Source organism: Streptosporangium sp. H13245, from assembly GCF_055690525.1.
Genome location: NZ_JBSZKT010000002.1, coordinates 89,244 through 112,952, shown reverse-complemented (window position 1 = coordinate 112,952; position 23,709 = coordinate 89,244). Strand labels below are relative to the sequence as shown.

Sequence of the window (23,709 nt, the reverse complement as noted above, 5' to 3'; positions counted from 1 at the left end):
GGTCAGCTCCGTGTTTCGAGTGCCTTGAGATAGCCGCCGGAGGGGGCGACCCAGCCGAAGATGCCGCCCTGCGCGGCGATCATTTCGAGCCCGTACCGCTGGAACTCGGCGAAGTACGAGCCCACGCAGTCGGACAGGACCAGGCACTCGTACCCCCGGTCGTTCGCCTCGCGGACGGTGGTGTGCACGCACACCTCGGTCGTGACGCCGGTGACGATCAGGCTGCGGATGTCCGCCGCCCGCAGGGTCCGGTCCAGGTCGGTGGCGTGGAAGGAGCCCTTGCCGGGCTTGTCGACGACGAGTTCGCCCTCGATGGGGGCCAGCTCGTCGATGATGTCGTGGCCGTACTCGCCGCGGATCAGGATCCGTCCCCCGGGACCGGGATCCCCGATGCGCAGCGACGGCGCGCCGCGGTTGAGCTTGGCGGGCGGGCAGTCGGACAGGTCGGGCAGGTGCCCCTCGCGGGTGTGGACGACGGTCATTCCCGCCGCGCGGGTGGCGGCCAGCACCTCCTGGAGCGGCGGGATGACCCGCCGCAGCATGGACACGTCGTTGCCCAGGGTCTCCCCGAAGCCCCCGGGCTCGACGAAGTCCCGTTGCATGTCGATGAGCAGCAGCGCTGTGTGTCGCGGATCGAACCCGTATGCGTACGGCTCGGCCTCGACGAGAAGCGGATCGGACACGTTGACTCCGTTCCTCGGATCCTCCTTTTGTCGATTGTCGACAGAATTATGTCGGTGGGTTTCCCATCCGGTTACGCTTCTGTTAGCGCCCCGGACCGGAGCGTGATCGTGTCGTGTTTCCCCGGGGCCGGGCGTTCAGCCGATGTAGGTGCGCGCCCCGTGCCGGGACAGGGCGTCGAGCGCGACGGCGGGATCGCCGGAGGCGATGGCCTCGAAGAGCCGCCTGTGCCGCTCCACCCCCTCGGACGGGGCCCGCTGCTCGGCCTCCCTGCGCAGGTTCGCGGCCATGTAGAGCTGCAGCTTCAGGATGACGGGCTCGTACGCCATCAGCAGCTGGCGGTGACCCGCCAGCGCGACCAGCGCGACGTGGAAGCGCCGGTGCGCCTCGTTCTCGCCGAGCGGGTCGTCCAGCCGTACCGCCGACGCCATGCCCTCAAGCGCCTCGGCCAGCGCGGTCATGCCGTGCGCGGCGGGGAGAGGCAGCGCGGTCTCGATCGCGTAGCGTTCGAGCACGTCGCGCAGCCCGAACAGCTCGTCCACGTCGTCCCCGGTCAGCTCGGTGACGCGGGCTCCCCGCCGGGGCAGGTGCTCCACCAGCCCCTGCTGCCCGAGCGACCGCAGCGCCTCGCGCAGCGGCGCCCGGCTGATGCCGAACCGCTGGGTGAGCTGCTCCTCGATCAGCCGCTCGCCCGGCGCGAGGGCGCCGGAGAGGATCTCGTGACGGAGCCGCCGCATCGAAAGCTCGACCAGGCTGGGGTGTTTCAGCTCCCCATCGGGTTCCACCCGTCCAACTCCTCTCGACGTGTGGAACAAACTCTCTCAGAGAACGGCGGGATCCCCACGCGCGGGATGGGCGGCACCGCCGGGTGACGCGGTCGCGAACCGGTCGGAGGCGCGTCGCTCCTCGCCGCTCTCACGGCTCGGGAGTACGTCGCTTCTCACGGCTCGGACGCCCTCACAACTCAGGAGTACGCGCCGCCCTCACAGCTGGGGAAGGGCGGCCTGCTCGCTCGCCCAGTCGAGGAGCCGCGTCGCGGTCTGGAAGCGCCGGTCGGCGCTGGACTCGCCGAGGATGACACCGACGAGCCGCTGGCCGTCGCGGTCGGCGGCGAAGGACAGGCAGTATCCGGCGGCGCTGGTGTAGCCGGTCTTCAGCCCCATCACCCCGGGCGCCTTGCCGAGCAGCTTGTTGGAGTTGGTCCAGGTGTGCGCCCGGTGCACCTTGGACTTCGCCACGACGTGACGCCTGGTGGACGCGATGATCCGCAGCACCGGGTCGCGCAGCGCGAGGTCGGCCAGCTTCGCCTGGTCCAGGGCGGTGGAGTAGCCGGGCCCCGGCTTCGGCAGGCCGTCCGCGGTGGCGTAACGGGTGTCGAGCAGTCCCATGGAGCGGGCCGTGGCGTTCATCTTCGCGACGAACCTCGCGTTGCCGGGGCCGTAGACGCGGGCCAGGGCGTGGGAGGCGTCCGCCCCCGAGGGGAGCATGACCGCGTAGAGCAGGTCCCTGACGGTGAGCCGCTCCCCGGCGCGCAAGGAGGCGTGGGTCGCGCCGTTCGCCGCCGCGTGCCGCACGTCCGCCGCCTGGATCGTGACGGTGTCGTCCAGCTTCGCCTCCCTGAGCACCACGTACGCCGTCATGACCTTGGTCAGGCTGGCCACCGGCATCCGCTTCCCCGCCTGCTTGCTCAGGTGGACCGTTCCCGTGCCCGCGTCGTACAGGTACGCGGCCCGTCCCGGCACCGAGGGCACGGAGACGCGGCGCTCCCCGGCGAGCGAGGTGGAGGACGCGGACCCGGCGGTCAGGACGGGCGCGGGAGGCCCGCCGGTCGGCGCGGGTGTGACGAAGGTCTCCGAGGCCAGGGCGGGCACCGGAGACGCGGTGACCAGGGTGACCGCGGTGACCAGCGCGGTGCGGGCTATGAGGCGTGTTCCCCCGTGATGCATGCGAGCCATGCTGGCAGAGGTCGCCGTTGATATTCGGGAGTTGTCGGTTTGGTTATTGAAAAGTCGGCATCTGCGCCGGGTGTTTCTCCGCCTCGCGGCGGGCGGCCCGGCGGCGGCGCCAGCGGACGAACCCGGCGACCGCCGCGACCGCGGCCAGCGCGGCCAGGCCCGCCAGGAGCGGCGACCGCGCGGCCAGCCCCAGCCAGCCCCAGATCACCGAGTACAGGCCGAAGGAGGTCACCGGCACCCAGGTCAGGCAGCCGAGCGCGCTGGCCACGACGTACCAGGGGTAGGAGATCCGCAGCACCCCGGCCACCCAGGGCAGCGTGTGGCGCAGCCCCGGCACCCAGAAGCAGGCGTAGACGGCGAGCGCGCCCCACTTCCTGACGACGTTCTCGACCCGGGTGATGTTCTCCTGGCCGATCTTGGCACCCAGGCGCGAGGTGTAGAGGCGGGAGCCCAGGACGTGGCCGATCCAGTAGTAGGCCTGGAACGCGCCGAACAGGGCCACGCCGCCGACGATCACCCAGAGCCACAGGGGCATGCCCAGGAAGGACGCGGAGGTCGGGTCGGGGATGATCGCCACAACAGGTCGCACTCTGAACATCACCGCCACGGTCGTCCCACCTGCCTTGATTCGATATTAGGGCAGGCTTACCTGAACCGATATGCCGGAGCCCCTTTTGGGCGCCCCGCCTGCAAGCGGACGTCAACTCCAAAGCAAGAACCGTGGCGTACACCTGGGGGTAACGAAAGAAGGTGTCTGTCATGAGTCCGCGTAGCAGTGTGGCGCCGATGGTGGCGAGCGGGACCGCGAGCGCCGTCAAGCTGCTCATCGCCACCCTCGCCTTCGCCGGAGCCTACCTGGGAGTGGAGGCCACCTACGGCACCCCGGCCCAGGTCCCGGCCGGTGCGGCGGAGCGGGCACCGGTGCGGACGGTGGAGCTGTCGTCGCGATCGACACCGGCCATCGCGGAGCAGGCCCCCGCCACGATTCCCGTCGCGGCCCCCGCCATGGCCCCCGGTACGGTCACCGTCGGCGCGGTCGAGGCGTTCGGTCCCTGCGACAGGCCCTACCGGGCCCAGAGCCTCGTGGAGAACGACGACCCCCGGGCCACGGTCTCCTACGGCTGGCGCCTGGAGCGCTGGAGCCCCGGCAGCCGCCGCTGGCAGACCTACCTTGGCACCGGCTCCGGTTTCAGCGGCGAGAGCCAGACCGTCGAGTGGCAGCCCAGGGTCGTCAACAACCCCGGCTGGTACCGCGTCGTGCTGTCGGTCTCCGGCGACGCCCCGCTGCGCAGCGAGAAGTTCCTCGTCAGCTGCTGAAACCGCCGGTTCAAGGGCCCGTCAGCTGCCGAGGGAGCGCTGCGCCGCCTCCACCCACCGGCCCACGCCGACCCGCTCGGCCACCGCGAGGGCGTTCTCGTAGTGCGGCTTCACCGCGTCGGTGAAGCCCAGCCGCAGCGCCAGGTCACCCAGGGTGAGGGCGACCGGCCAGAGTGCCACCACCCCGGTCCCGGCGCCCGCGATCCGGTCGGCGAACGGCTTCAGCGTGTCGTACGCCTCGATCATCCGCTCCCGGTCGTCCAGCAGCATGCCCGCCAGAGCCCGCCAGATCATCGCCAGCTCGTAGAGGAAGTCGGGGCGCACGGGCGTCTTCACCGCGATCACGGCCCTGGCGTCGCGCTGGTGGCCCGCCGAGGCGAGGGCGACCGCGTAGGCGTCGAGGGTCCACTTGGCCCCGCGCTGGTGCGCCTCGGCCAGCGGCTCGACCATCTCGGCGGCCCGCCCGTTCACCAGGTGCAGGCAGAATGTGGTGATCAGCGGCAGGTCCTGGCGGCCCTCCAGCATCCCGGCCTTCGCGGTCAGCCGGGCGGCGTCGCGGTAGGCGCGCTCCGCCCCGGCGAAGTCACCGGCGATCATCAGGCGCTGCCCGGCGTACCAGGCGACCACGGCGGCCGGCGCGGACAGGCCGTACTGCCTGGCCAGCCGCTCGGCGGTGGCCACGTGCGCGTCGGCCTCGGCGAACGCGCCCGAGGCCGCCGCGCACTCCATCAGCACCAGGTGGGCCAGCGCCTGCACCGAGATCTGCCCGGTCGCCTTGCCGACCTCCAGCAGCTCCCTGCCGATGACCTCGCGCTCACCCACCGGGGTGATGCCGTACGACTGGCGCAGCCGCCCGCTCAGCGCGGTCGCCAGCAGGGCCGGGTCACCGGAGCGGCGGGCCAGCTCCTCGGCCTCCAGCGAGGCCTGCTCGCCCCGGGGGGTCGCCGACCCCTCCAGCTCCAGGGCGAGCGTGGCCAGCAGGCTCGCCCGCAGCGACTGCTCACCGGCGGGCAGCTCGACCAGCGCCTGCTCGGCGACGTCGACGATCTCCCAGGCGGTACGGGTGAAGTCGCGGGCCATGCCCTTGTGCGGCACCGCCAGTGAGGCGGCCACCCGGGCGGTGAGCTCCAGGTTGCCCAGCGGCAGCGCCGCGTCCATCGCCTCGCGCCGCCGCCTGCGGGCCGCGGCCATGTCGCCGCACAGCGCCAGAGCCTTGATCAGCCGCAGGGTCAGCAGCAGCCGTTCCCTGGTGCTGTCGGGCGTGTGGGTGATGCCCGACCTGTCGAAGGCGACGATGGCCTGCTCCCACAGGGTGGCCGCCTCGCGGTGGGCGAAGCGCCGCTCGGCCTGTTCGGCGGCGAGCCCGGCGTAGTGCACCGTCTTGCCCGCGGTCTCGCTGGTGCCCGCCGAGTCGTAGTGGTGGGCCAGCGCGGCCACGTCGCCGGGGTTCCTGCGCTCGATCACCGAGGCCACCGCGGCGTGCAGCCGGGAGCGGCGCAGCCGGGAGGCGTCGGAGTAAAGGGTGTCGCGGACCAGGTCGTGGTCGAAGCGGAGCATGCCGGGACCCGGCTCGGTGACCAGGCCGGCGAGCAGCGCCGCCTCCACCGCGTCGACCACGGCGTCCTCGTCGCCCGAGACGTCGACCAGCACGTCCACGTCGACGTCGCGGCCGATCACCGCGGCCTGCAGCAGGATCTGCTGGGCGACGGTGGGCAGCCGGGAGATGCGCCTGCGCAGCACGTCGCGTACGCCGGAGGGTACGCCGGAGATCACCTCGGCGGCCGTCGCGCGGTCGCTCACCGCCTCGGCGTCGAGCAGGCGTACCGTCTCGCGGACGAAGAAGGGGTTGCCGCCGGTGCGCTCGACGATGCTGTTGACCGCGTCCTCGTCGACCTCGCGCACGCAGGTCGCCCTGACCAGCTCGGCGACCGCCTTGGTGTCGAGTCCGGTGAGGCCGACCCTGACGGGACCGAGCCTGGCCAGCGCGGCCAGCACGTCGGCCTGCTGGTCGCTCAGCTCGCTGTCGCGGCAGGTCACCACCAGCAGCACCCGGCTGGTGGCCAGCAGGCTCGGCAGCGCGCGGAGCAGCGCCAGCGTCTGGTCGTCGGCCCAGTGCAGGTCCTCCAGGGTGAGCAGGATCGGCGTCTCCTTGGCGACGGCGGCGAGGTAGCCGCCCACCGCCCGGTGCAGCCGGAACCCGCCGGAGGCCTGGTCGTCGTCGGGCTCGGGGGCCGCGTCGTCGAGGAGCGGGGCGAGCAGCGAGGCGTACTCGCCGGGCCCGGCCGCGTTCACCAGGGTGCGCAGGATCTCCACCCAGGCCCAGCCGGGAGGTGTGGCGCTGCTGTCGGGGCAGGCGCCGGAGGAGATGCCCCACCCGTCGTCGGACAGCCGTTTGATGAGCTGGCGGACCAGGGTGGTCTTGCCCGCGCCCGCGTCACCGCTGATGACCGCCACGGTGAAGCGGCCGGTCCTGGCCGCGGCGGTGGTGAGCCTGCCCAGCTCGGCGTCGCGGCCGACGAACGGCTCGGGCTCCAGCGGGGGAAGCTCCACCTGGGCGACCGTGGGCCTGGGCGGCCAGGTCTCCGCGGCCACCTGCTGGCGCTGCCTGGACGGCGGCGGGGCGGCGAGCTGCAGGCCGTGGTCCTGGGACAGGATGTCGGACTCCAGCTTGCGCAGCGCGGGGCCCGGGTCGATGCCCAGCTCGTCGGAGAGGATCGTGCGCGCCCGGCGCAGCGCCGCCAGCGCGTCGCCCTGCCGTCCGCAGCGGTACAGGCCGAGGGCGAGCAGCCGCCAGCCCTCCTCGCGGAGCGGGTGCTCGGTGGTCAGCGCCTCCAGGTCGGGCACCGACTCGGCGGGCAGGCCCATCCGCAGGCCGCTGTCGGCGTGCCGCTCGCGGGCCACCAGGCGCAGCTCGGTGAGCCGGTTGACCTCGGCCTCGGCCCACGGCTGGTCGGCGAAGTCGGAGTAGGGGGTGCCGCGCCACAGGCCGAGGGCCTTCTCCAGGCGGGCCCGCGCGGAGGCGGGGTCGTCGCCCTCCAGGTGCTCCCCGGCGGTGCGGACCAGCGTCTCGAAACGTAGCGCGTCGACCTGGTCGGGAGCGGCGCGCAGCGCGTAGCCCGAGGCGACGGTCACCAGCAGCCGGTTGGGACCCCCGCGCGGACGCCCCGGCTCCAGCACCCTGCGCAGCCGGGAGATGTAGACCTGAAGGCCCGACTGGGCACCCTTGGCCGCGTCGTCGTCCCACAGGTCGTACAGCAGGGAGTCGACGGGAACGACCTGCCCGCGCGCGACGAGCAGGCGCGCCAGGACCGCACGCTGACGAAGCCCGCCCAGGTCGAGCTCGTCGTCACCGGAATGCGCCTCGACCGGGCCGAGAACTCGGAACGCCACCATGTCAGCCGCCACGCTATGCGGGCCTTCCAATCGCATACAAGGTATTTCCCAATCTAGCGGCTGATCGACTCCTTTTCAGGGGCCGTCGCGGCGTTCTCACGCCTGCGCAGGAAAGTCCACGCTCCCAGCGCCAGCCCGCCGAAGGGGATTTCGACAGTGTAGGTCCAGAACCCGAAAAGCAGGGCGGCGGCGGTGGCGGAGTCCAGGGGAGCGCCGAAGAAGACCAGCGCGCCGATGGTCCCGGCCTCCATTATCCCCGTACCGCTCGGAGTCACCAAAGCGGTGGTCAACACCCTGGACAGGGCGAAGGCGGCGATCGACTGGGCCAGGCCCGGGTAGGCGCCGGTCGCGTGCAGGCAGACGACGAGGATGAGCCACTGGAAGCCGAGGAAGAAGACCATGCCCAGGGTCAGCCCGGCCCAGCGGCTCCGTACGACCTCGGAGGTGTCGGCCCGTAACTTGGCCAGCGCCTCCGAGGCGGCGCGCTCGCGGGGGCGGATCCGGCGGGGGAGCAGCCGGGCCAGGGTGTCGAGGCCGCGGCCCAGGACGTTCGCGGCGCGGTCCCAGTAGAGGGCGGCGGTCACCACGGCGACCAGGACCAGGATGGACAGCACACCCGCCCAGCCCGCCCTCGTCACCGAGGGGCTGAGCGGCTGCCCGCTGAACAGCAGGGCCACGATGCCGGCCGCGGGCAGCAGGAAGCGGAACAGGGTGTTCCAGATGCCGGTGGTCAGCGTGGAGACCACGACCGCCCGCGGCGGGAACCCCCAGCCCCGGGTCATCGCGAACGTCATCGCCACCCCGGCCGCGCCGCCGAAGGGGAGCAGGTTGCTCACCGCGCTGCCGCCCGCGTTCAGCATCAGGGCCTGCGTGTGGGTGAGCCCGGGAAGGGAGGCGGTCAGCACGAACGTGTACGCGAGGAGGCTGAGCAGCCAGACGGCGGTCATCAGCGCGACCTCCCGCGGGCCCAGCGCGGCGAACTGCGCGCCGATCTGCGCCCAGGAGACGTGCTTGCCCGTCAGGGCCGCCACGAGCTGGGGCATGAAGAACACGAGCGTGGCGGCGAGTGCCAGTGACACGACCGACAGCCCGACCTGGAACAACCTGCTCTTCATCCGACCCGTCCGCTCGTCATCCGGCACCCCCGGCCAAGTCTGCCGCCCCCGGCCTCATCCTTTCGGAGGAAGTTCGAAGGGGTGCCTCAGCCGGGAGCCCAGGGGGGCGTCCCTGCGGACGTACCACTCGGTGCCGAAGACGAGGCGGTAGAGAGGCTGGGGGATCTTGAGCATCACCCCGAGCGTGCGGGTGTCGGCGCCGGTGGCCTGGGAGGCGTGGGCGGCCATGCTCGCCCGCTTCTGGCGGGCGAACCGCCGCACGGCGACCCGGTGCGTGATCACCTCGCCGGGGGAGTACGCCCGCTCGAAGGCCCGGATGTCGAGCTGCGGGTAGAACCTCCGCACGAGCCGCAGCCCCCGCAGCAGGGGATCGCGGTTCACGGTGGCCTCCAGCACGATCGGGGTCTTCGCGATCTCGGCCGCCCGGCCGCCGACCCGGTGCACCTGGACGTGGTCGGGGTGGCCGTAGCCGCCCGCCGGGTCGTAGGTCGTCAGCAGCTCGGCCCTCTCCTCGACGAGGATGGCGGCCAGCCGCCGGGCGGCCTCCTCGGCGTCGGCGTCGATGAAGGCGTCGTCGGGCCGGTCGTCGGCGACCCCGCCGCCGGGCGCGAGACCGGAGTCGCCGTAGCCGAGGTTCACCACGCGGGCGCAGCCGAGTGCCGCGGCCGATTTGTACAGCTCGGCCATCCGGGCGGCGCCCAGTGCCTCACCGGGTTCGAGGTCGGCCTGGCCCCGCTCTCCCGAGGTCGCCACGACGAGCACCACCCGGTGGCCCTCGGCGGCGAGCATCGCCATGGTGCCCGCGGTCAGCAGGGCCTCGTCGTCGGGATGGGCATGAAAGAACACTGCTGTCTTGACGCTGCTGATCAGGCTCACTCCGTTCGCGCGACTCGGACGCGCCCTCGCGGGCACGCTGGCATGATCTCACGCGGGTCTACGCTGGCACGGTGAGGATCCTCCACATCAGTGACTGTTACCTGCCGCGCCTCGGTGGGATCGAGGTGCAGGTCGCCGATCTGATCCGGGCGCAGCGGGAGGCGGGCCACCACGTCGAGGTGGCGACCGCCACCCCGGGGGAGAGCCTTCCCGGCGTGCACAGGATCGTCGCGAGACTCCCCTTCGACCTGCCGGTCCATCCGTTCGGGACGGGACACCTGCTCCGCCTGGTGAGGGCGCGGCGCCCCGATGTGGTGCACGTGCACACGGGCGCGGTCTCGCCGTTCGCCTGGATGGGCGTGCGGGCCGCGACCCGCGCGGGCCTGCCGGTGGTCGTCACCGTGCACAGCATGTGGGACCCGGTCACGCGGGCGGTCTACCGCGGGCTGCGGCTGCTGTTCGGGTGGCACCGCTGGGGGCTGGTGGGTACCGCGGTGAGCGAGGCCGCGGCCCTGCCGATCCGCGCGGTGGCCGGGCCCGGCGTGCCGGTGCACGTGGTCTCCAACGGCCTGGACCTCTCCGGCTGGCGCGCGGCCCTCCCTCCCCCGGCTCCCGTCTCGCTCCCCGCCGGTGCCGTACGGCCCGAGCGGTCCGGGCCGGAAGGCGGTCCGGTGCGGCCCGAGCCGGTGCACGTCGTCGCGGTGGGGCGGCTCGCGCCCCGCAAGCAGCCGGTCCGGTTGCTGAGACTCCTGCGGGAGGCCCGCGCCCAGGTGCCCGCCGAGACGCCGATGCGGGCGACCGTCGTCGGAGACGGCCCGGCCCGGTCGCAGATGGAGCGCTACCTGAGGGCCAACGGCATGACCGGCTGGGTGTCGCTCCCCGGCCGCTACAGCCGCGACCAGATCCGCGAGCTGCTCGCCTCGACGGACGTGTTCGTCGCCCCCGCGCCCCGCGAGTCCTTCGGGCTGGCGGCGCTGGAGGCCAGGGCGGCGGGGGTGCCGGTGGTGGCGCGCGCGCAGAGCGGGGTGGCCGACTTCGTACGGCCCGGTAAGGAGGGACTCCTCGGGAGGACGTTCGACGACCTGGTCGCGTCGGTGGCGAGGCTGGTCCGCGACCGTGAGCTGCGCGAGTCGATCGCGGCGAACAACCGGGAGACCGAGCCCGTCCGCAGCTCCTGGCCCGCGGTGCTCGAAGGCTTCGAACGCTGCTACGAGCAGGCCCGCGCCACCCGCGCCTGACTCCGTACGGGGGGATATCGGTGGTACGGCCGCCGCGCCGCACTGCCCCCCGCAGGCGGAGCGGCGGCCGTACCCGGAGTGCCTCCCGAGGGAGGGAGGCACGGGTCCCGGTTCGTTCAGGAGGTCCAGGAGGTCTAGGAGCAGGCCTCGACGAGCTTGGTGCTCGCCTCCTGGGCCTTCGTCGCCAGCGACCCCACGGCCGTGGCGGCCGCGGCGGGGTCGTTCGGGTCGATCTTCACCGACTCGAACGACGCGGCGAGGTCGGTGAGGGCGGTGGACACCTCACCGTCGGCCGTGCCCGCCAGCGCCTTGAGGTCGGCGGCGAGCTTGGCGGTGGCGTCGTTGTACTTGCTCAGATCACCGGCGCTCGCCGTGGCGGCGGCGGTGAAGTCCGCGAACGGCTTCGACCAGGCGGCCTCGGTGCAGACCGCGCTGTTGGTGGACGACGCGCCACAGGCGGCGGTCATCGATATGAGAGCGGCTCCCGCTGCGGCGACGGCGAGGCGGCGGGAGGAGAGGACGCGGAACATTTCTGCCTTTCATTGCATTTTGTGACAGTTGGAACTGTAGGCAGAGTTCCTTGCGAGGTACTTTCACAACGCTTACAGCTGGGATTTGGGTGACCCGATGTGATTCCGCCCCCGCCGGGGGTAAGGGCGGGGCATGGCTGAGGCGATCGTCGATCCTGGTTCCGGTCAGCACTCGCTCAAGCGGGTCATCGGGCGCAAGGTCCTGCTCGTGTTCGTGGTGGGTGACATCCTCGGCGCGGGGATCTACGCCCTGGCCGGGAAGGTCGCCGGACACGTCGGCGGGGCGCTGTGGGTGCCCTTTCTCGTGGCGTTCGTACTGGCCGCGCTGACGGCGACCGCTTACGCCGAACTTGTCGGTAAATATCCTCAGGCGGCCGGTGCCGCGCTTTATGCGAACAAAGCGTTCAACATTCCCTTTGTCACATTCATTGTGGCGTTCGCGGTGCTGATGAGCGGGATCACCTCGGCGAGCACCGCCGCGCGGGCCTTCGGCGGCGACTACCTGGCGGAGTTCGTCACGCTGCCGGTCGTCGTCGGCGCCTTCATCTTCCTCGGCCTGATCACGCTGGTGAACTTCGCCGGGATCTCCGAGTCCATCAAGGTCAACGTGGTGCTGACGGTCATCGAGGCGTTCGGCCTGCTGGTGATCATCGCGATCGGGATCTTCGCCCTGCTGTCCGGTGACGGCGACCCGGGGCGCGCCCTGGAGTTCCATCCGGCCAACGGCGCCTTCCTCGGCGTCCTGGGAGGTACGGCCCTCGCCTTCTACGCGCTGCTCGGCTTCGAGGACTCGGTCAACCTCGCGGAGGAGGCCAAGGAGCCGCAGCGGGACTTCCCCCGCGCGCTCTTCGGCGGCCTCGCCGTCGCGGCGATCATCTACATGGGCGTCGCGTTCACGGCGACCATGCTGGTCGACACCAGGACGCTGACGAACTCGTCAGGCCCGCTGCTCGAAGTCGTCAAGGTCGCCGGGCTGACGTTCCCGCCCAAGTTGTTCGCCCTGATAGCGCTGCTCGCGGTGGGCAACACCGCGCTGATCAACATGCTCATGGCCTCACGCCTGGTGTACGGCATGGCGCGGGAGGGAATCGTGCCGCGGATCTTCGCGGCGGTCCACCCGACGCGGTCCACCCCGTGGGTGGCCATCGTCTTCACCGTGGGCATCGCGGCGGTGCTGGTCGCCACCGGTGACGTGGGCAACCTGGCCGACACCACGGTGCTGCTGTTGCTGTGTGTCTTCACGCTGGTCAACGTGGCCGTGCTGGTCCTTCGCAAGGACCGCGTGGACCACGATCACTTCCGGGCGCCGAGCTGGATGCCGGCCCTGGGGGCGGTGGTCTGCTTCGTCCTGGCGCTTCCGGTCACCGGCAGGGGCGGAGACGTCTACCTCCGCGCGGGAGTCCTGCTCGTGATCGGGGTGGTCCTCTGGTTCGTCAACCGGCTGTTCCTGTCAAAGGAGTCAGAGGGGTCAGGGGGGTCAGAAGGGCAGGGCCCGTCCTGACGGGGTGCGGAGGTCCAGGGCGATGGGTTTCCGGGGCGGCCGGGGCTTTTGGAGGATAAGAACCTTTTTCATGTCATACTCCCTCTTTGTTGGAGTTTGAGAGAGACTACGTCAACTGACCGACTTTTTCACGGATTTTTTACCAAGCGTGTGTCGATCCGTGCTGGCCGGACAGGGTACGGGCGTGCCGGGGGCGCGTGATCGCGCGAGGGTGAGCGGTGGCGGGGGTGGAGGTCTGGCCTCCGGTGTCCCGGCTGTGGCGTCGAGGGCTCTGTCGTGGCGTTTGGTGGAAAAAGTCCGCCATGTCCGCAGAGTAAGAGGCCCATGTTTCCGGCAGGGGCACCGTTTGTTCCAAATCCGCGACCTCGGCGGTGCTGTCGGCTCGCCGCCGACGGTGGAAACTGAGGGCCTTGCGCGTCCGCGGGGGCTTCAGCGGCGGAGCACGAAGGCCTTCTCGTCGTCGCCCACGCCGACCGAGCCCACCGCCCACAGCGCGCCGCTGCCCGGCACCCGGGTCAGGACGGTGCCGCCGATGTCGTCGCTCCCGTCGTACTGCTGGGTGGCGGTGTAGGCGCGGAACAGCGGACCGTACTCGCGTGACCAGGTGGTGCCGTCGAAGTGGAGGATGAGCATCTGTCCGGCGTGGTCGGCGTCGACGCCGCTGATCCACAGGTCGCCGGGGCCTGAGGCGGTGACCCCGTGCAGGCCTCCCCGGGAGACCGGCACCTCGACCCGCGTCCAGCGGGTCCCGTCCCAGCGCAGGACGAGCGGCCGCGCCCCCGCGCCACCGGCCTGGGCGTCCGGTTGAGCGCCCGGCTGGGCCTCCGACTGGGCCTCCGGGGTGGCCGAGACCCGCCCGACCACCCACACCTCTGACGGCGAGACCTGCCAGACCGCGCTGAGACGGCCGCCGGGGATCGGGGGCGTCTCCAGGCTCTCCCACGATCCGGCCGTACCGTGCCAGACCAGCGGGGTCCGGGCCTCGCTCGTCCCCACCGCCCAGACGTGCCCCTCCCCGGAGGTGATCGCCTCGAAGGTGCCCCCGGTGGTCAGCGCGTTGCGGAACTCGCCGCCCGCCCGTTCCAGGACAACCGCGCCCGAGGGGCCGTTCGCGGCGAACCACGTGCCGCCGCCGCCCGTCGTGACGTCCGCCAGCCGGTAGTCCTCGGCCACCCCGAAGGGCCGGTGCGGAGCCCACGCCCGCCCGTCCCAGTGCGCGGCGAACGCGCTCGGGCCGTTGCCCACCACCCACACGTCGTCGGGCCCGGCCGCGCCGACCCCCTCCAGGCGGTGGGCGCCGGGCTCCCGCCCCAGGGAGACCTCCCGCCAGCGGCTCCCGTTCCAGCGGAGGACGGCGGGCGTGCCCTCGCGATCCTCCGCGCTGTCCTGGTATCCGACGGCCCAGGCGTCGCGGGGCCCGGTCGCGGCCACGTCGAGCAGCGCCGTGCCGCCCGACAGTTTCGCGCTCCCCACGGCCGCCCACTCGGCGGACGCGGTGATCGCCCCGGTCGCCGCGGGACTCGCCGAAGGGGCCTCCGGGCCGGGGGAGACGGGGGTCCGCGAGGCCGTACCGCCCGGTGTGGAGCTGGGGCCGGGCGCCGCCGGGGCCGAGGAGCAGGCGGTGATCAGGAGCGTGCCGACGACCGTGACCGCCACCGGGCGCGCTTTCACCATGTCACCATTGTTCCGCATGCCTCCGTGGTCCGGCCGTGCCCGCCATGATTAGAACCGCCTGGTTGGGGCACCGGGGACGTTAGGCGGGAGAGGATGCCGATGTCGAAGGCCGAAGAGGACGATAGATTCCGCGTCCGAGCCGACAAGCACAGCCATTTCACCGCCCTGCACGCGGTGGGGGCACTGGACTACGGGTCCTCCCCGCTGCTGAAGGAGCAGGCCGACGCCGCGCTGGGGGCGACGGACCACCCGCGCCTGGTGATCGATCTCACCGAGGTCACCTTCTGCGACTCCACCGGGTACGGCGTGCTCATGTACGCCCTCACCCGCGTCCGCCGGGTGGCGGGCTCGCTCGTCCTCGTCGGTCCCTCCACCGTGATGAGGCAACGGCTGAGGCGTCTCGGGGTGGCCGACCTGTTCGACACCCGGCGCACGGTCGAAGAGGCGATGGAGGCGTTTCCCAAGGCGACGTGAACAGGTGTGCTTCTTCGCGTCAGGGCGATCCACGCCGTATGAGACAGTTATTGTTGCTTGGGCAAAGGGTCGGTCAGAGGGTTGGTCATGTTCGTGGGAGAAGAGCCGGAGTCGGTTTTCACCGCCACATCCGGACTGCACGGTACGACGCTCGTCGTGCGGGCGAGTGGAGAGCTTGACCATTACCACACGTCGGTGCTGCGCGAGGAGATGGGGAAGGCGTGGGGATCCCTGCCCTCGCCGAGGCTCATCCTCGACCTCTCCGCCCTGACCTTCTGCGACTCCTCCGGGATCGGCGAGCTGCTCCAGGTGCGCCACCAGGGCCTGAACAGGGGAGTGCGGGTCATCCTCACCGGCGTCCAGGGCAACCTCGCCCGGCGGCTCCACCTCGCGGGCCTGATCCAGGTGTTCGAGGTGTTCCCCTCCGTGGCCGACGCGCTCGAGGTGGCCTGAGGCCCCGATCAGGCCGGCGCGTCGAACGGGCTGACGACGGACACCCCCGTGCCGGCGAAGTCCTTGAGGTTCCGGCTGACCAGGGTCCAGCCGTTCACCCTTGGCTAGTCTGTCTAGACCCAGGGGAGCCTCAGCGTGAGATCACGCGGGTGATTCCCGTGCCCGAACGGCAGGTCGCCGCCTTCGTGACCCGACCGGCCGGTGAACGGGGAAGACGGAGGTCTTCCCCGTTCTCGCGGTCATGATCGTGCCGCGGCCCTTCCTTCGCGGACGCCCCGGGCCAGTGCGGTGGTGAGGGCGCGCAGGGACGCCAGGCCGGTGCTCTCGTCGGGGGCGTCGAGGAGGGCCTGGACGAAGGCGGTGCCGACGACCACGCCGTCGGCGAAGCCCGCCACCTCGGCGGCCTGGCCGGGGGTGGACACGCCGATGCCGACGCAGACCGGCAGATCGGTCGTCGCCCTGGTCCGCCGTACGAGGTCGGCGGCCGAGGCGCCGACGGTCTCACGGGCGCCGGTGACGCCCATGGTCGAGGCGGCGTAGACGAAACCGGAACCGGCGGCGGTGATCCGCCTCAGCCGTTCGTCCCCGGTGCTGGGCGCGACGACGAAGACGGTCGCCAGGCCCCGCTCGCCGGCGTGGTCGCGCCAGGTCGCGGACTCCTGGACGGGCAGGTCGGACAGGATGCAGCCCGCCCCGCCCGCGTCGGCGAGCTCGGTGGTGAAGCGCTCGACGCCGTAGCGGGCGATCGGGTTCCAGTACGACATGACCAGGACGGGCTTGCCCGTGGCGGCGTGGGCCTCGCGGACGGTACGGATGACGTCGGCGATCTTGAGGCCGCCGCGCAGGGCGAGGCTGTCGGCGGTCTGGATGACGGGGCCGTCCAGGACCGGGTCGCTGTGCGGCAGCCCGACCTCGACGATGTCGGCGCCGGAGTCCAGGACCGTCCTGATCGCCGCGATGCCGCCGTCGACGGTCGGGAAACCTGCCGGGAGGTAGGCGACGAGCGCGGCCCGGCCCTCGGCCCTGGTACCAGCGAGGGTGTCGTCCAACAGCTGGAGGTTGCCGCTCACCTGGACTCCCCTTCGGTGTCGTACAGCCCGAAGTAGCGGGCGGCGGTGTCCATGTCCTTGTCGCCCCGGCCGGACAGGTTGACCAGGATCAGGCCGTCCCCGCCGAGTTCCCTGCCGACGTCGAGGGCTCCGGCGAGGGCGTGGGCGCTCTCGATCGCCGGGATGATCCCTTCGGTGCGCGACAGGAGCAGGAACGCCCGCATCGCCTGGTCGTCGGTGACCGGGACGTACTCGGCGCGCCCGAGATCGTTGAGGTGGGCGTGCTCGGGGCCGATGCCCGGGTAGTCCAGACCGGCGGAGATCGAGTGCGGCTCGGAGATCTGGCCCTCCTCGTCCTGGAGCACGTAGGAGCGCGAGCCGTGCAGGACGCCAGGCTCGCCCGCCGACAGCGTCGCCGCGTGCCTGCCGGACTCGACGCCGTGCCCGGCGGCCTCGCAGCCGACCAGGCGCACCCCGGCGTCGGGCAGGAAGGCGTGGAACAGGCCGAGGGCGTTGGATCCGCCGCCGACGCACGCGATCGCCGCGTCGGGCAGGCGTCCGGTGCGCTCCAGGAGCTGGCGGCGGGCCTCGACGCCGATGACGCGCTGGAAGTCGCGGACCATCGCCGGGAACGGGTGCGGGCCCGCCGCGGTGCCGAACAGGTAGTGCGTGGACCCGACGTTGGCGACCCAGTCCCGGAACGCCTCGTTGATGGCGTCCTTCAGGGTGCGGGACCCGGACGTCACCGGGACGACCCTCGTGCCGAGCATCCGCATCCGGGCGACGTTCAGCGCCTGGCGCTCCATGTCGACCTCGCCCATGTAGACGACGCATTCGAGGCCGAACAGGGCGCAGGCGGTGGCCGTGGCCACGCCGTGCGACCCGGCGCCCGTTTCGGCGATCACCCGAGGCTTGCCCATCCGCCGGGCGAGCAGCGCCTGCCCGAGGACATTCGTGATCTTGTGGGAGCCGGTGTGGTTGAGGTCCTCGCGTTTGAGGAACATCCGGACGCCACCGGCGTGCTCGGCGAACCGGGGCACCTCGGTCAGGGCGCTCGGCCGCCCGGTGTAGTCGACGAGCAGCGCCCCGAGCTCGGCGGTGAAGCTCGGGTCGGCCTTGGCCCTCTCGTACTCGACGGCGACCTCGTCCACCGCGGCGACGAGCGCCTCCGGGACGAACGTGCCGCCGAACGCGCCGAAGTAGCCCTCGGAGTCAGGGGCGTGGCCCTCCGGGGCCGGGATGAACAACGTGCTGGACATGCGACAGCTCCTCCGCCGGGACGCGTGCCCCGGCCGTCAGGTCAACGGTGGTCACCGGTCGCGTCTCCACGCAGAGGGGCAGGGCTCCCGCCGTCTCGCCATCCCGGTGGCGCCCGCGAGCCCGGACGCGCCGGACGCGTCGAAGACCTGGCAGGGGGCGGTGGATCAGGGGCGAGGACGGTGGACGGGCGGAGGAGAACTCCTCAGACGCCCTGCGTCATGCGCGGCGCGCGAAGCCATCGCATGCCGTTGACCTGACCGGGATCGGAGCCGATCGCGTACCGGACCCGCCGGCCGCGCACTCGCCGCGCGGGCGCCCGGCAGCCGCGAGGGCGGCAACCAGGAGCGAGACGGGCGGCGAGAGACATGTCGGTAGTTTACTGGAATCGTCGGGTCAGGCGGTGGCGTGGGTGGCGTGTTCCTGACGCAGTCGGACACCGCCGACGCGTCCCTCGCGCTCGCGGAGGATGGTGCGGAGCACCCGCAGGCCGTCGCGGACGGCGTGCAGGTTGCTGGCGCCGTGGATGCGGCTGCGCTCGTGGCTGGGGACCTCGCGGATGACGAGACCGGCCTGGGCGGCGCGGATGTTCATGAGGGTCTCGATCTCGAAGCCGTCGCAGTCGAGGTCGAGCGCGTCGAGGTGGCGGGCCCAGAAGGCGTTGTAGCCGTAGCACAGGTCGGTGTAGCGGGTGCCGTACAGCCGGTTGGTCATCTTGGTCAGCATCGTGTTGCCGAGCGAGCGGATCGGGCTGATGTCGTCCGAGCCTCCGCCGGGGGCACAGCGGGACCCCTTGGCGAAGTCGGCGCCCTCGACCAACGCGGTCACGAAGGCGTGGATCTCCCGGCCGTCGGTGGACCCGTCGGCGTCGATCATGACGATGATGTCACCGGTCGCGGCGGCGAAGCCCTCGGTGAGGGCGTTGCCCTTGCCCTTGCGGGTCTGGGTGACGACGCGCAGCCCGGGACGCAGGGACCTGGCCACGGCCACCGTGTCGTCGGTGGAGTTGCCGTCCACCAGGATCACCTCGTCGACCCAGGACGGCAGGGTCGCGAAGACATGAGGGAGGTTCTCCGCCTCGTTCATGGCGGGGACGACCACGCTGACACTGAAGGCGAAAGGGGCGCTGTTCATGGTCACAAGGTCTAACGAACCACCTGCAGAACACTTGAAAGCCTCTTGCAAGCCCGTACGTGACAGAGGATCGTGCCTCTTGACCTCCCCTTGGGGGCAGCGGGAAGGTCTCTTCACCGGCCGTTCCAAGGGGAGGCGCGACCCGATGCGGACCGCCAGGGCTCTCAGGGGGCTCAGAAGGGGAGTGTACGACCCGAGGGGCTGCGCAGATCGAGCGGCACCGGCTCACGGGGCGGACGCGGACGTTGCATGACCAGGATCCTTTTCACGGTGCCGCTCCATTCTGGGCTTGATCACCGGGGTGTTACCCATGCCAGGCCCAAGAATCACCTATCTCCGTATCACATGAAGAACACTGGCCACACGTTCGGCGGCCGTCGCGACGTCCTCCGCATGACCGATGCGCCCCGCCCAGGACAGCCAGAACCACCACTCGCCGTCCTCCTCGTGGGCGGCGAGGACGTCCTCGGTCCTGGCCGGGGCCATGGGGTTGATCACATGCAGCCGTGGATAAAGTCCCGCGGCCGACCTCAGGCGCACCTGAAAGGCGTGCGCCTCCAACTGGGCGGCCAACCGACGCAGGTGGTCGATGCCCTCGCCGCGCTCTGTCATCATCCGGATCACTCCTGGCGGACACTTGTGACTTGCCTCTCTGCAGAGTGCGGTTTTGCGGCACTTGAGGCAATCGGTCCCTCCTCAACCCCCCTCGGGAACAGTGGAATAGACCGGAAAGTCGTGGATGTTCCGTGGGGAAACCACGAATAAACGGAATGCCGCGCACAGCTGCGTTTACGCTGAGGTGCGCGCTTGTTAATGTTGTGTAAACAGCGACCGGGAGGGGCGCCGTGGCCCGAGGTGAGCATTCGCCGGCATGTGCGCGACGCTGGCGCGAGCAGGCGGCGTCCAGGCAGTGGACCCACTGGCAGACCGCGCAGGCCATTCACGGCTGCTGCGGGGTGAGCCTGCTCAAGGCACACCGGCTGGCCAGGGGGTGGTCGGCCAGGCAGTCCGTACAGGAACTTGAGGAGCTCTGTGAGCGCCAGGACCTGGGCGAGGCGCGGGCCAGCATCGACCTGCTCAACGCCTGGGAGAACAACCGGGCACGGCCGCGTCCGCAGACCATCGATCTACTGGCCCGACTGTACCGCGCGAACGCCGTAAGGCTAGGCCTGGCCGGAGACTACTGCGAGGACGGCGGGGGCGCCAAGGTCGTGGTCGTCTCCGGCGGTGAGAGCCGCACGCCGTACCAGACGGAGGAGCGGGAACGGTCCGAGGACGACATCGAGCGGCGGGCGCTGTTCCACCACGCCCTGCTCGGCTCGCGGTCGGTGATGACCGGCCGCCTGCTGGCCGAGGTCGAGCGGACCCGCCAGGACCTGGACCGTACGCTCGCCGTCGCCACCGTCTCCGAGGAGCAGCTCGACCGGCTCGACGAGCAGGTGCTGCGCTACCGGCGCGAGTACATCAGCAGCGCGCCGGTGCCGATGCTCTACCGGCTCATGCTGGAGCTGTCGGACGTCCGGACGCTCTCGCTGGCCCGCCAGCCCGCGATGGCCCAGCGCCGCCTGCTCAACGCGACCGTCATGCTGGCGCTGCTGTCGGCCGACGCGCTGATGAAGCTCGGCGACACCCGCCAGGCCCACGCCTGGTACGGCACCGCGCGTAACGCCTCCGACGACATGGGTGACGTGCGGCTGCGCGCCCTCGTCCGGGCGCAGCAGGCGATGCTCCCCTACTACTACGGCGACCTGGCCGAGACCGTGCGGCTGGCCCGCGAGGCCAGGATGCTCGCGGGCAGCGCGCCCAGCTCCCCGGCGGCGCTCGGCGCGGCGGCGGAGGCGCGGGCGCTGGCCAGGATGGGCGAGCACAAGGCCGCGAGGGTCGCGCTGGCCGAGGCGGAGCGGATCTTCGCCAGGATGCCCCCCGAGGGCCACGACCACCTGGCGTTCCGCTTCTCCGAGCGGCGGCTGCAGTTCTACAGGATCGGCACGCTGATCGAGCTGGGCGAGGACGTCGACTGGAAGCCGGGGCCCGCCGGGCCCTCGATGCCGTACGCCATCGACCCGGTGCTCCTCCTGCTCGACCAGGCCGCGCACATGGTCCGCGATGGCAAGGTCGACGACGCCTGCCACCTCGCGGAGAAGGCCCTGCTCCAGGTTCCGCTGGAACACCGCACCTCCATCGTGCTCAACCGCGCGCGGGCGCTGCTGTCGGAGGTTCCGCAGACCAGGCACCGGGCGGCGGCGGTGCGACGCCTGACCGACCTGGTCACCGGCGCGGCGCCGGTCAGCTGATGAACTCGCTCGCCGAGGAGGCGTTCACCGTCCTGCGGGAGGTCTGCGAGAACCTCGGCATCGACCACCGGGACGCGGAGCTGCTGAGGGTGCGCAGCAACGCCGTCTTCAAACTGCGCAGCGAGATCGTGGTCAGGATCGCCACCGCTCCCAACGCGCTGACCCGGCTGCCGCTGGTCCTCGCGGTGGCCCGCTGGCTCGCCGAGCAGGGGTTCCCCGCGGTGCGCCCGGCCGACGAGATCTCCGAGCAGCCCGTGGTGCACGAGGGCAGGGTCGTCACCTTCTGGCACTACGTCCCGGCCAGCGGCCGTCCCACCACCACGGAGCTGGGCGAGATCCTGCGCAGCCTGCACCTGCTGCCGGTGCCGCCGGTGGCGTTGCGGCGTTTCGTCGACCCCCTGTGCGAGGTACGTCGCGCGGTGGACCGCTCCGAAGAGCTCACCCCCTGCCAGCGGGCCTGGCTGCGCGACCGCATCGCGGAGCTGACGGAGCGCTGGTCGGACCTCGGCATGGAGGACTCGCCGGTGCTGCTGCACGGCGACGCGTGGATCGACAACCTGCTGCGCTGCACGGACGGTCACGTGGTGCTCTGCGACTGGGACGGCGTCGCGGTCGGCCCCCGCGAGTGGGACCTGGTCCACACCTACCACGGCCAGCGGCGCTTCGGCCTGACCGCCGCCGACGTGGACGCCTTCGCCGACGCGTACGGCAGTGACCTGCGTTCCTGGCCCGGATACTCCACCCTCATGGAGGTCAGGGACATCTACGCGGTGGGCATCCACATCCGCAACGCCGCCGCCGACCCGTTCTCCCGGCGCGAGCTTCCCCGCAGGCTGAATTCCCTCACCCGAGGTGAGCAACACGCCCGCTGGTACATGGCCGAACCCGTTAGTGTCTCCCAGTAAAGATCTTCAAACGGGGGCATAAGATGCCAAAGGTCACACTGCGTAACACTTTTCATGTTCGGAACACTCCGGAGGCGCTCCGCGCCCACCTGAGCCAGCCGCAGAGCTACGTGGGGCTCTCGCCGATGGTGGTCGCGGTCAAGGACGTCGAGCGGGGGGAGTCCGAGACCCGCTACACCTCGGTGGAGCGCTTCAGGTTCCTCGGCTTCGTCAAGTACGACAACATGATCAAGGTGACGCTGCGGAGCACGCCGCGGACCGTCGAGGGCGAGGTCGACAGTCCCGGCGGGGTGCGCCTGGACTACCGGTTCACCCTCAGCGAGAAGAACGGGGGCACCGAGGTCGAGGACCTCCTCGTGGTGCACGCCTGGGTCAGGCCGCTGCTGGGCTACGCCGCGAAGAAGGCCCGCGAGGTGCAGCTCGCCCGCGCCGGGGTCCTGGCCTCCCGCCTGGAGTCCGCCTCCTAGGTTCGCCGTCGCCGCGGGGGAGCGGCGGGGCGGGACCCGGGCGGGACGTGTGAGGGCGCCCACGGTCACCGGGAGGGGCTGGCCGTCCTCGGCGCGTTCCCGCCGGGAGACGTGCGGCTCACGCCCACCGGGATCCGCCGCCGGGCCGGGCCGCCTCCCGCCCCCGGCTGGTCAAGGAGCCGACGGTGCGGAATGCTTCGGTGCATGCGAACTCAGGTCGGGATCGTCGGCGCGGGACCCGCCGGGCTGCTCCTCTCCCATCTGCTGCACCTGCGGGGCATCGACTCGGTGGTCCTGGAGGCGCGGAGCAGGGAGTACGTCGAGCAGCGCGTGCGGGCCGGGGTGCTGGAGCAGGGCACGGTGGACGTGCTCAACGAGGCGGGTGTCGGCGACCGGATGCGCGCCGAGGGGCTGCCGCACCACGGCATCGAGCTGCGCTACGGCGGGGCCGGGCACCGCATCGCGTTCGAGAAGCTGGTCCCCGGCCGGGCCATCACCGTCTACGGCCAGCAGGAGGTCGTCAAGGACCTCATCGCCCGGCGGCTGGCCGACGGCGGAAGGATCCTCTTCGACGTCCCCGACGTCGCCCTGCACTCACTGGAGAAGGACCCCTACCTCACCTTCCGGGGCGAGCGCCTCGACTGCGACGTCATCGCCGGGTGCGACGGCTTCCACGGCGTCTCGCGGCCGTCGATCCCCGAGGGTGTCCTGTCGGTCTTCGAGCGTGACTACCCGTTCGCCTGGCTCGGCATCCTCGCGCGGGTCCCGCCGTCGTCCGAGGAGCTGATCTACTCCCGAGGCGAGCGGGGCTTCGCGCTGCACAGCATGCGCTCCCCGGAGATCAGCCGCTTCTACCTCCAGGTCCCTCCGGACGCCTCCCTCGACGACTGGCCGGACGAGCGGATCTGGGCCGAGCTGCGGGCGCGCCTGGAGACGGTCCCTGGGTTCGCGCTGGCCGAGGGGCCGATCATCTCCAGGGACCTGTCGGCGATGCGCTCGTTCGTCGCCGAGCCGATGCGCCACGGCAACCTCTACCTCGCCGGGGACGCCGCCCACATCGTGCCGCCCACCGGTGCCAAGGGGCTCAACCTGGCCGTCGCGGACGTCCGGCTGCTGACCGCCGCCCTGGACGAGTTCTACGCGACGGGCTCCACCGCGCTGCTGGACACGTACTCCGCCAGCTGCCTGAAGCGGGTCTGGCGTGCCCAGCACTTCTCCTGGTGGATGACCACGCTGCTGCACACCCTCGACGCCGACGACCCCTACGGGCGGCGCCTGCAGACCTCCCACCTCGACTACGTCACCTCCTCCGAGGCCGCCGCGACCACGCTCGCGGAGAACTACGTCGGACTGCCCTTCGACGTCTGAGCCCGCCCGCTCCCGGCCTTCCGGGAGA

Annotated in this window: 23 protein-coding genes; 9 read left to right on the top strand and 14 right to left on the bottom strand. The window is 71.6% G+C overall.

Features of this window, described 5'->3' with window-relative positions:
* Positions 1–2: 2 nt before the first annotated feature.
* The 4 genes from ACW9TB_RS04550 to ACW9TB_RS04535 all read right to left on the bottom strand — a co-directional run bounded on the left by ACW9TB_RS04550 (position 3) and on the right by ACW9TB_RS04535 (position 3,234).
* Positions 3–683 (bottom strand): cysteine hydrolase family protein, encoded by a 681-nt coding sequence (locus ACW9TB_RS04550; RefSeq protein ID WP_472746642.1) that lies wholly within the window; start codon positions 681–683, stop codon positions 3–5.
* Positions 684–818: 135 nt separating this feature from the next.
* A complete protein-coding gene (locus ACW9TB_RS04545; RefSeq protein ID WP_472746641.1) occupies positions 819–1,466 on the bottom strand; it encodes a GntR family transcriptional regulator in 648 nt (215 codons plus the stop codon).
* Positions 1,467–1,664: 198 nt separating this feature from the next.
* The gene (locus ACW9TB_RS04540) at positions 1,665–2,636 is read right to left on the bottom strand and encodes a D-alanyl-D-alanine carboxypeptidase family protein (protein WP_472746640.1); all 972 of its coding nucleotides are present in this window, start codon (positions 2,634–2,636) and stop codon (positions 1,665–1,667) included.
* Positions 2,637–2,679: 43 nt separating this feature from the next.
* On the bottom strand, positions 2,680–3,234 hold the full coding sequence (locus ACW9TB_RS04535; RefSeq protein ID WP_472746639.1) for a DedA family protein: 555 nt from the start codon (positions 3,232–3,234) through the stop codon (positions 2,680–2,682).
* Positions 3,235–3,395: 161 nt separating this feature from the next.
* On the opposite strand from ACW9TB_RS04535, the gene ACW9TB_RS04530 reads away from it, so the two are divergent.
* Positions 3,396–3,953, top strand: coding sequence for a hypothetical protein (locus ACW9TB_RS04530; protein ID WP_472746638.1), 558 nt, complete (start codon positions 3,396–3,398; stop codon positions 3,951–3,953).
* 21 nt (positions 3,954–3,974) lie between these two features.
* On the opposite strand, the gene ACW9TB_RS04525 is transcribed toward ACW9TB_RS04530, so the two are convergent.
* Genes ACW9TB_RS04525 through ACW9TB_RS04515 form a run of 3 tightly spaced genes read right to left on the bottom strand, consistent with a single transcriptional unit; the run spans position 3,975 to position 9,337 of the window.
* Positions 3,975–7,346: a BTAD domain-containing putative transcriptional regulator gene (locus tag ACW9TB_RS04525; protein WP_472746637.1), complete on the bottom strand. Its 3,372-nt coding sequence runs from the start codon at positions 7,344–7,346 to the stop codon at positions 3,975–3,977.
* 53 nt (positions 7,347–7,399) lie between these two features.
* A complete protein-coding gene (locus tag ACW9TB_RS04520) occupies positions 7,400–8,461 on the bottom strand; it encodes a lysylphosphatidylglycerol synthase domain-containing protein (RefSeq protein ID WP_472746636.1) in 1,062 nt (353 codons plus the stop codon).
* 54 nt (positions 8,462–8,515) lie between these two features.
* Positions 8,516–9,337, bottom strand: a complete 822-nt coding sequence (locus ACW9TB_RS04515) for a PIG-L deacetylase family protein (RefSeq protein ID WP_472746635.1) — start codon at positions 9,335–9,337, stop codon at positions 8,516–8,518.
* A gap of 71 nt (positions 9,338–9,408) precedes the next feature.
* Here ACW9TB_RS04515 and ACW9TB_RS04510 point away from each other — a divergent pair, with 71 nt between their 5' ends.
* Positions 9,409–10,575 (top strand): glycosyltransferase family 4 protein, encoded by a 1,167-nt coding sequence (locus tag ACW9TB_RS04510; RefSeq protein ID WP_472746634.1) that lies wholly within the window; start codon positions 9,409–9,411, stop codon positions 10,573–10,575.
* 134 nt (positions 10,576–10,709) lie between these two features.
* Here ACW9TB_RS04510 and ACW9TB_RS04505 read toward each other — a convergent pair whose 3' ends face one another.
* Positions 10,710–11,042, bottom strand: coding sequence for a hypothetical protein (locus ACW9TB_RS04505; RefSeq protein WP_472746633.1), 333 nt, complete (start codon positions 11,040–11,042; stop codon positions 10,710–10,712).
* A 196-nt stretch (positions 11,043–11,238) separates the two neighbouring features.
* Here ACW9TB_RS04505 and ACW9TB_RS04500 point away from each other — a divergent pair, with 196 nt between their 5' ends.
* Positions 11,239–12,606, top strand: coding sequence for an APC family permease (locus tag ACW9TB_RS04500; protein ID WP_472746632.1), 1,368 nt, complete (start codon positions 11,239–11,241; stop codon positions 12,604–12,606).
* A gap of 429 nt (positions 12,607–13,035) precedes the next feature.
* Here ACW9TB_RS04500 and ACW9TB_RS04495 read toward each other — a convergent pair whose 3' ends face one another.
* The gene (locus ACW9TB_RS04495) at positions 13,036–14,280 is read right to left on the bottom strand and encodes a hypothetical protein (RefSeq protein WP_472746631.1); all 1,245 of its coding nucleotides are present in this window, start codon (positions 14,278–14,280) and stop codon (positions 13,036–13,038) included.
* A 99-nt stretch (positions 14,281–14,379) separates the two neighbouring features.
* Between ACW9TB_RS04495 and ACW9TB_RS04490 the strand changes: the two genes are divergently transcribed.
* Positions 14,380–14,754, top strand: a complete 375-nt coding sequence (locus ACW9TB_RS04490; protein WP_472746630.1) for an STAS domain-containing protein — start codon at positions 14,380–14,382, stop codon at positions 14,752–14,754.
* Positions 14,755–14,841: 87 nt separating this feature from the next.
* On the top strand, positions 14,842–15,207 hold the full coding sequence (locus ACW9TB_RS04485; protein ID WP_472746629.1) for an STAS domain-containing protein: 366 nt from the start codon (positions 14,842–14,844) through the stop codon (positions 15,205–15,207).
* 239 nt (positions 15,208–15,446) lie between these two features.
* On the opposite strand, the gene trpA is transcribed toward ACW9TB_RS04485, so the two are convergent.
* From trpA to ACW9TB_RS04460, 5 genes are all read right to left on the bottom strand, one after another.
* Positions 15,447–16,277 (bottom strand): tryptophan synthase subunit alpha, encoded by an 831-nt coding sequence (gene trpA, locus ACW9TB_RS04480; RefSeq protein WP_472746628.1) that lies wholly within the window; start codon positions 16,275–16,277, stop codon positions 15,447–15,449.
* Positions 16,274–17,515 (bottom strand): tryptophan synthase subunit beta, encoded by a 1,242-nt coding sequence (trpB, locus tag ACW9TB_RS04475; RefSeq protein WP_472746627.1) that lies wholly within the window; start codon positions 17,513–17,515, stop codon positions 16,274–16,276. The genes trpA and trpB overlap by 4 nt, the downstream gene beginning before the upstream one ends.
* 203 nt (positions 17,516–17,718) lie before the next feature.
* Complete coding sequence (gene trpM / locus ACW9TB_RS04470) at positions 17,719–17,883, bottom strand: tryptophan biosynthesis modulator TrpM (RefSeq protein ID WP_472746626.1); 165 nt, start codon at positions 17,881–17,883, stop codon at positions 17,719–17,721.
* A gap of 26 nt (positions 17,884–17,909) precedes the next feature.
* On the bottom strand, positions 17,910–18,647 hold the full coding sequence (locus ACW9TB_RS04465; protein WP_472746625.1) for a glycosyltransferase family 2 protein: 738 nt from the start codon (positions 18,645–18,647) through the stop codon (positions 17,910–17,912).
* Between the two features lie 330 nt (positions 18,648–18,977).
* Positions 18,978–19,262 (bottom strand): hypothetical protein, encoded by a 285-nt coding sequence (locus tag ACW9TB_RS04460; RefSeq protein ID WP_350968244.1) that lies wholly within the window; start codon positions 19,260–19,262, stop codon positions 18,978–18,980.
* 230 nt (positions 19,263–19,492) lie between these two features.
* On the opposite strand from ACW9TB_RS04460, the gene ACW9TB_RS04455 reads away from it, so the two are divergent.
* The 4 genes from ACW9TB_RS04455 (at position 19,493) to ACW9TB_RS04440 (ending at position 23,681) form a co-directional block, all read left to right on the top strand.
* Positions 19,493–20,941 carry a helix-turn-helix domain-containing protein gene (locus ACW9TB_RS04455; RefSeq protein WP_472746624.1) on the top strand — a complete coding sequence of 483 codons (1,449 nt, stop codon included), beginning with the start codon at positions 19,493–19,495 and terminating at the stop codon, positions 20,939–20,941.
* Entirely contained in the window at positions 20,941–21,846 is a 906-nt protein-coding gene (locus tag ACW9TB_RS04450; protein WP_472746623.1) for a phosphotransferase enzyme family protein, read from the top strand. The genes ACW9TB_RS04455 and ACW9TB_RS04450 overlap by 1 nt, the downstream gene beginning before the upstream one ends.
* Positions 21,847–21,869: 23 nt before the next feature.
* Positions 21,870–22,313 (top strand): SRPBCC family protein, encoded by a 444-nt coding sequence (locus ACW9TB_RS04445; RefSeq protein ID WP_472746622.1) that lies wholly within the window; start codon positions 21,870–21,872, stop codon positions 22,311–22,313.
* A gap of 204 nt (positions 22,314–22,517) precedes the next feature.
* Complete coding sequence (locus ACW9TB_RS04440; RefSeq protein ID WP_472746621.1) at positions 22,518–23,681, top strand: 4-hydroxybenzoate 3-monooxygenase; 1,164 nt, start codon at positions 22,518–22,520, stop codon at positions 23,679–23,681.
* Positions 23,682–23,709 lie beyond the last annotated feature (28 nt).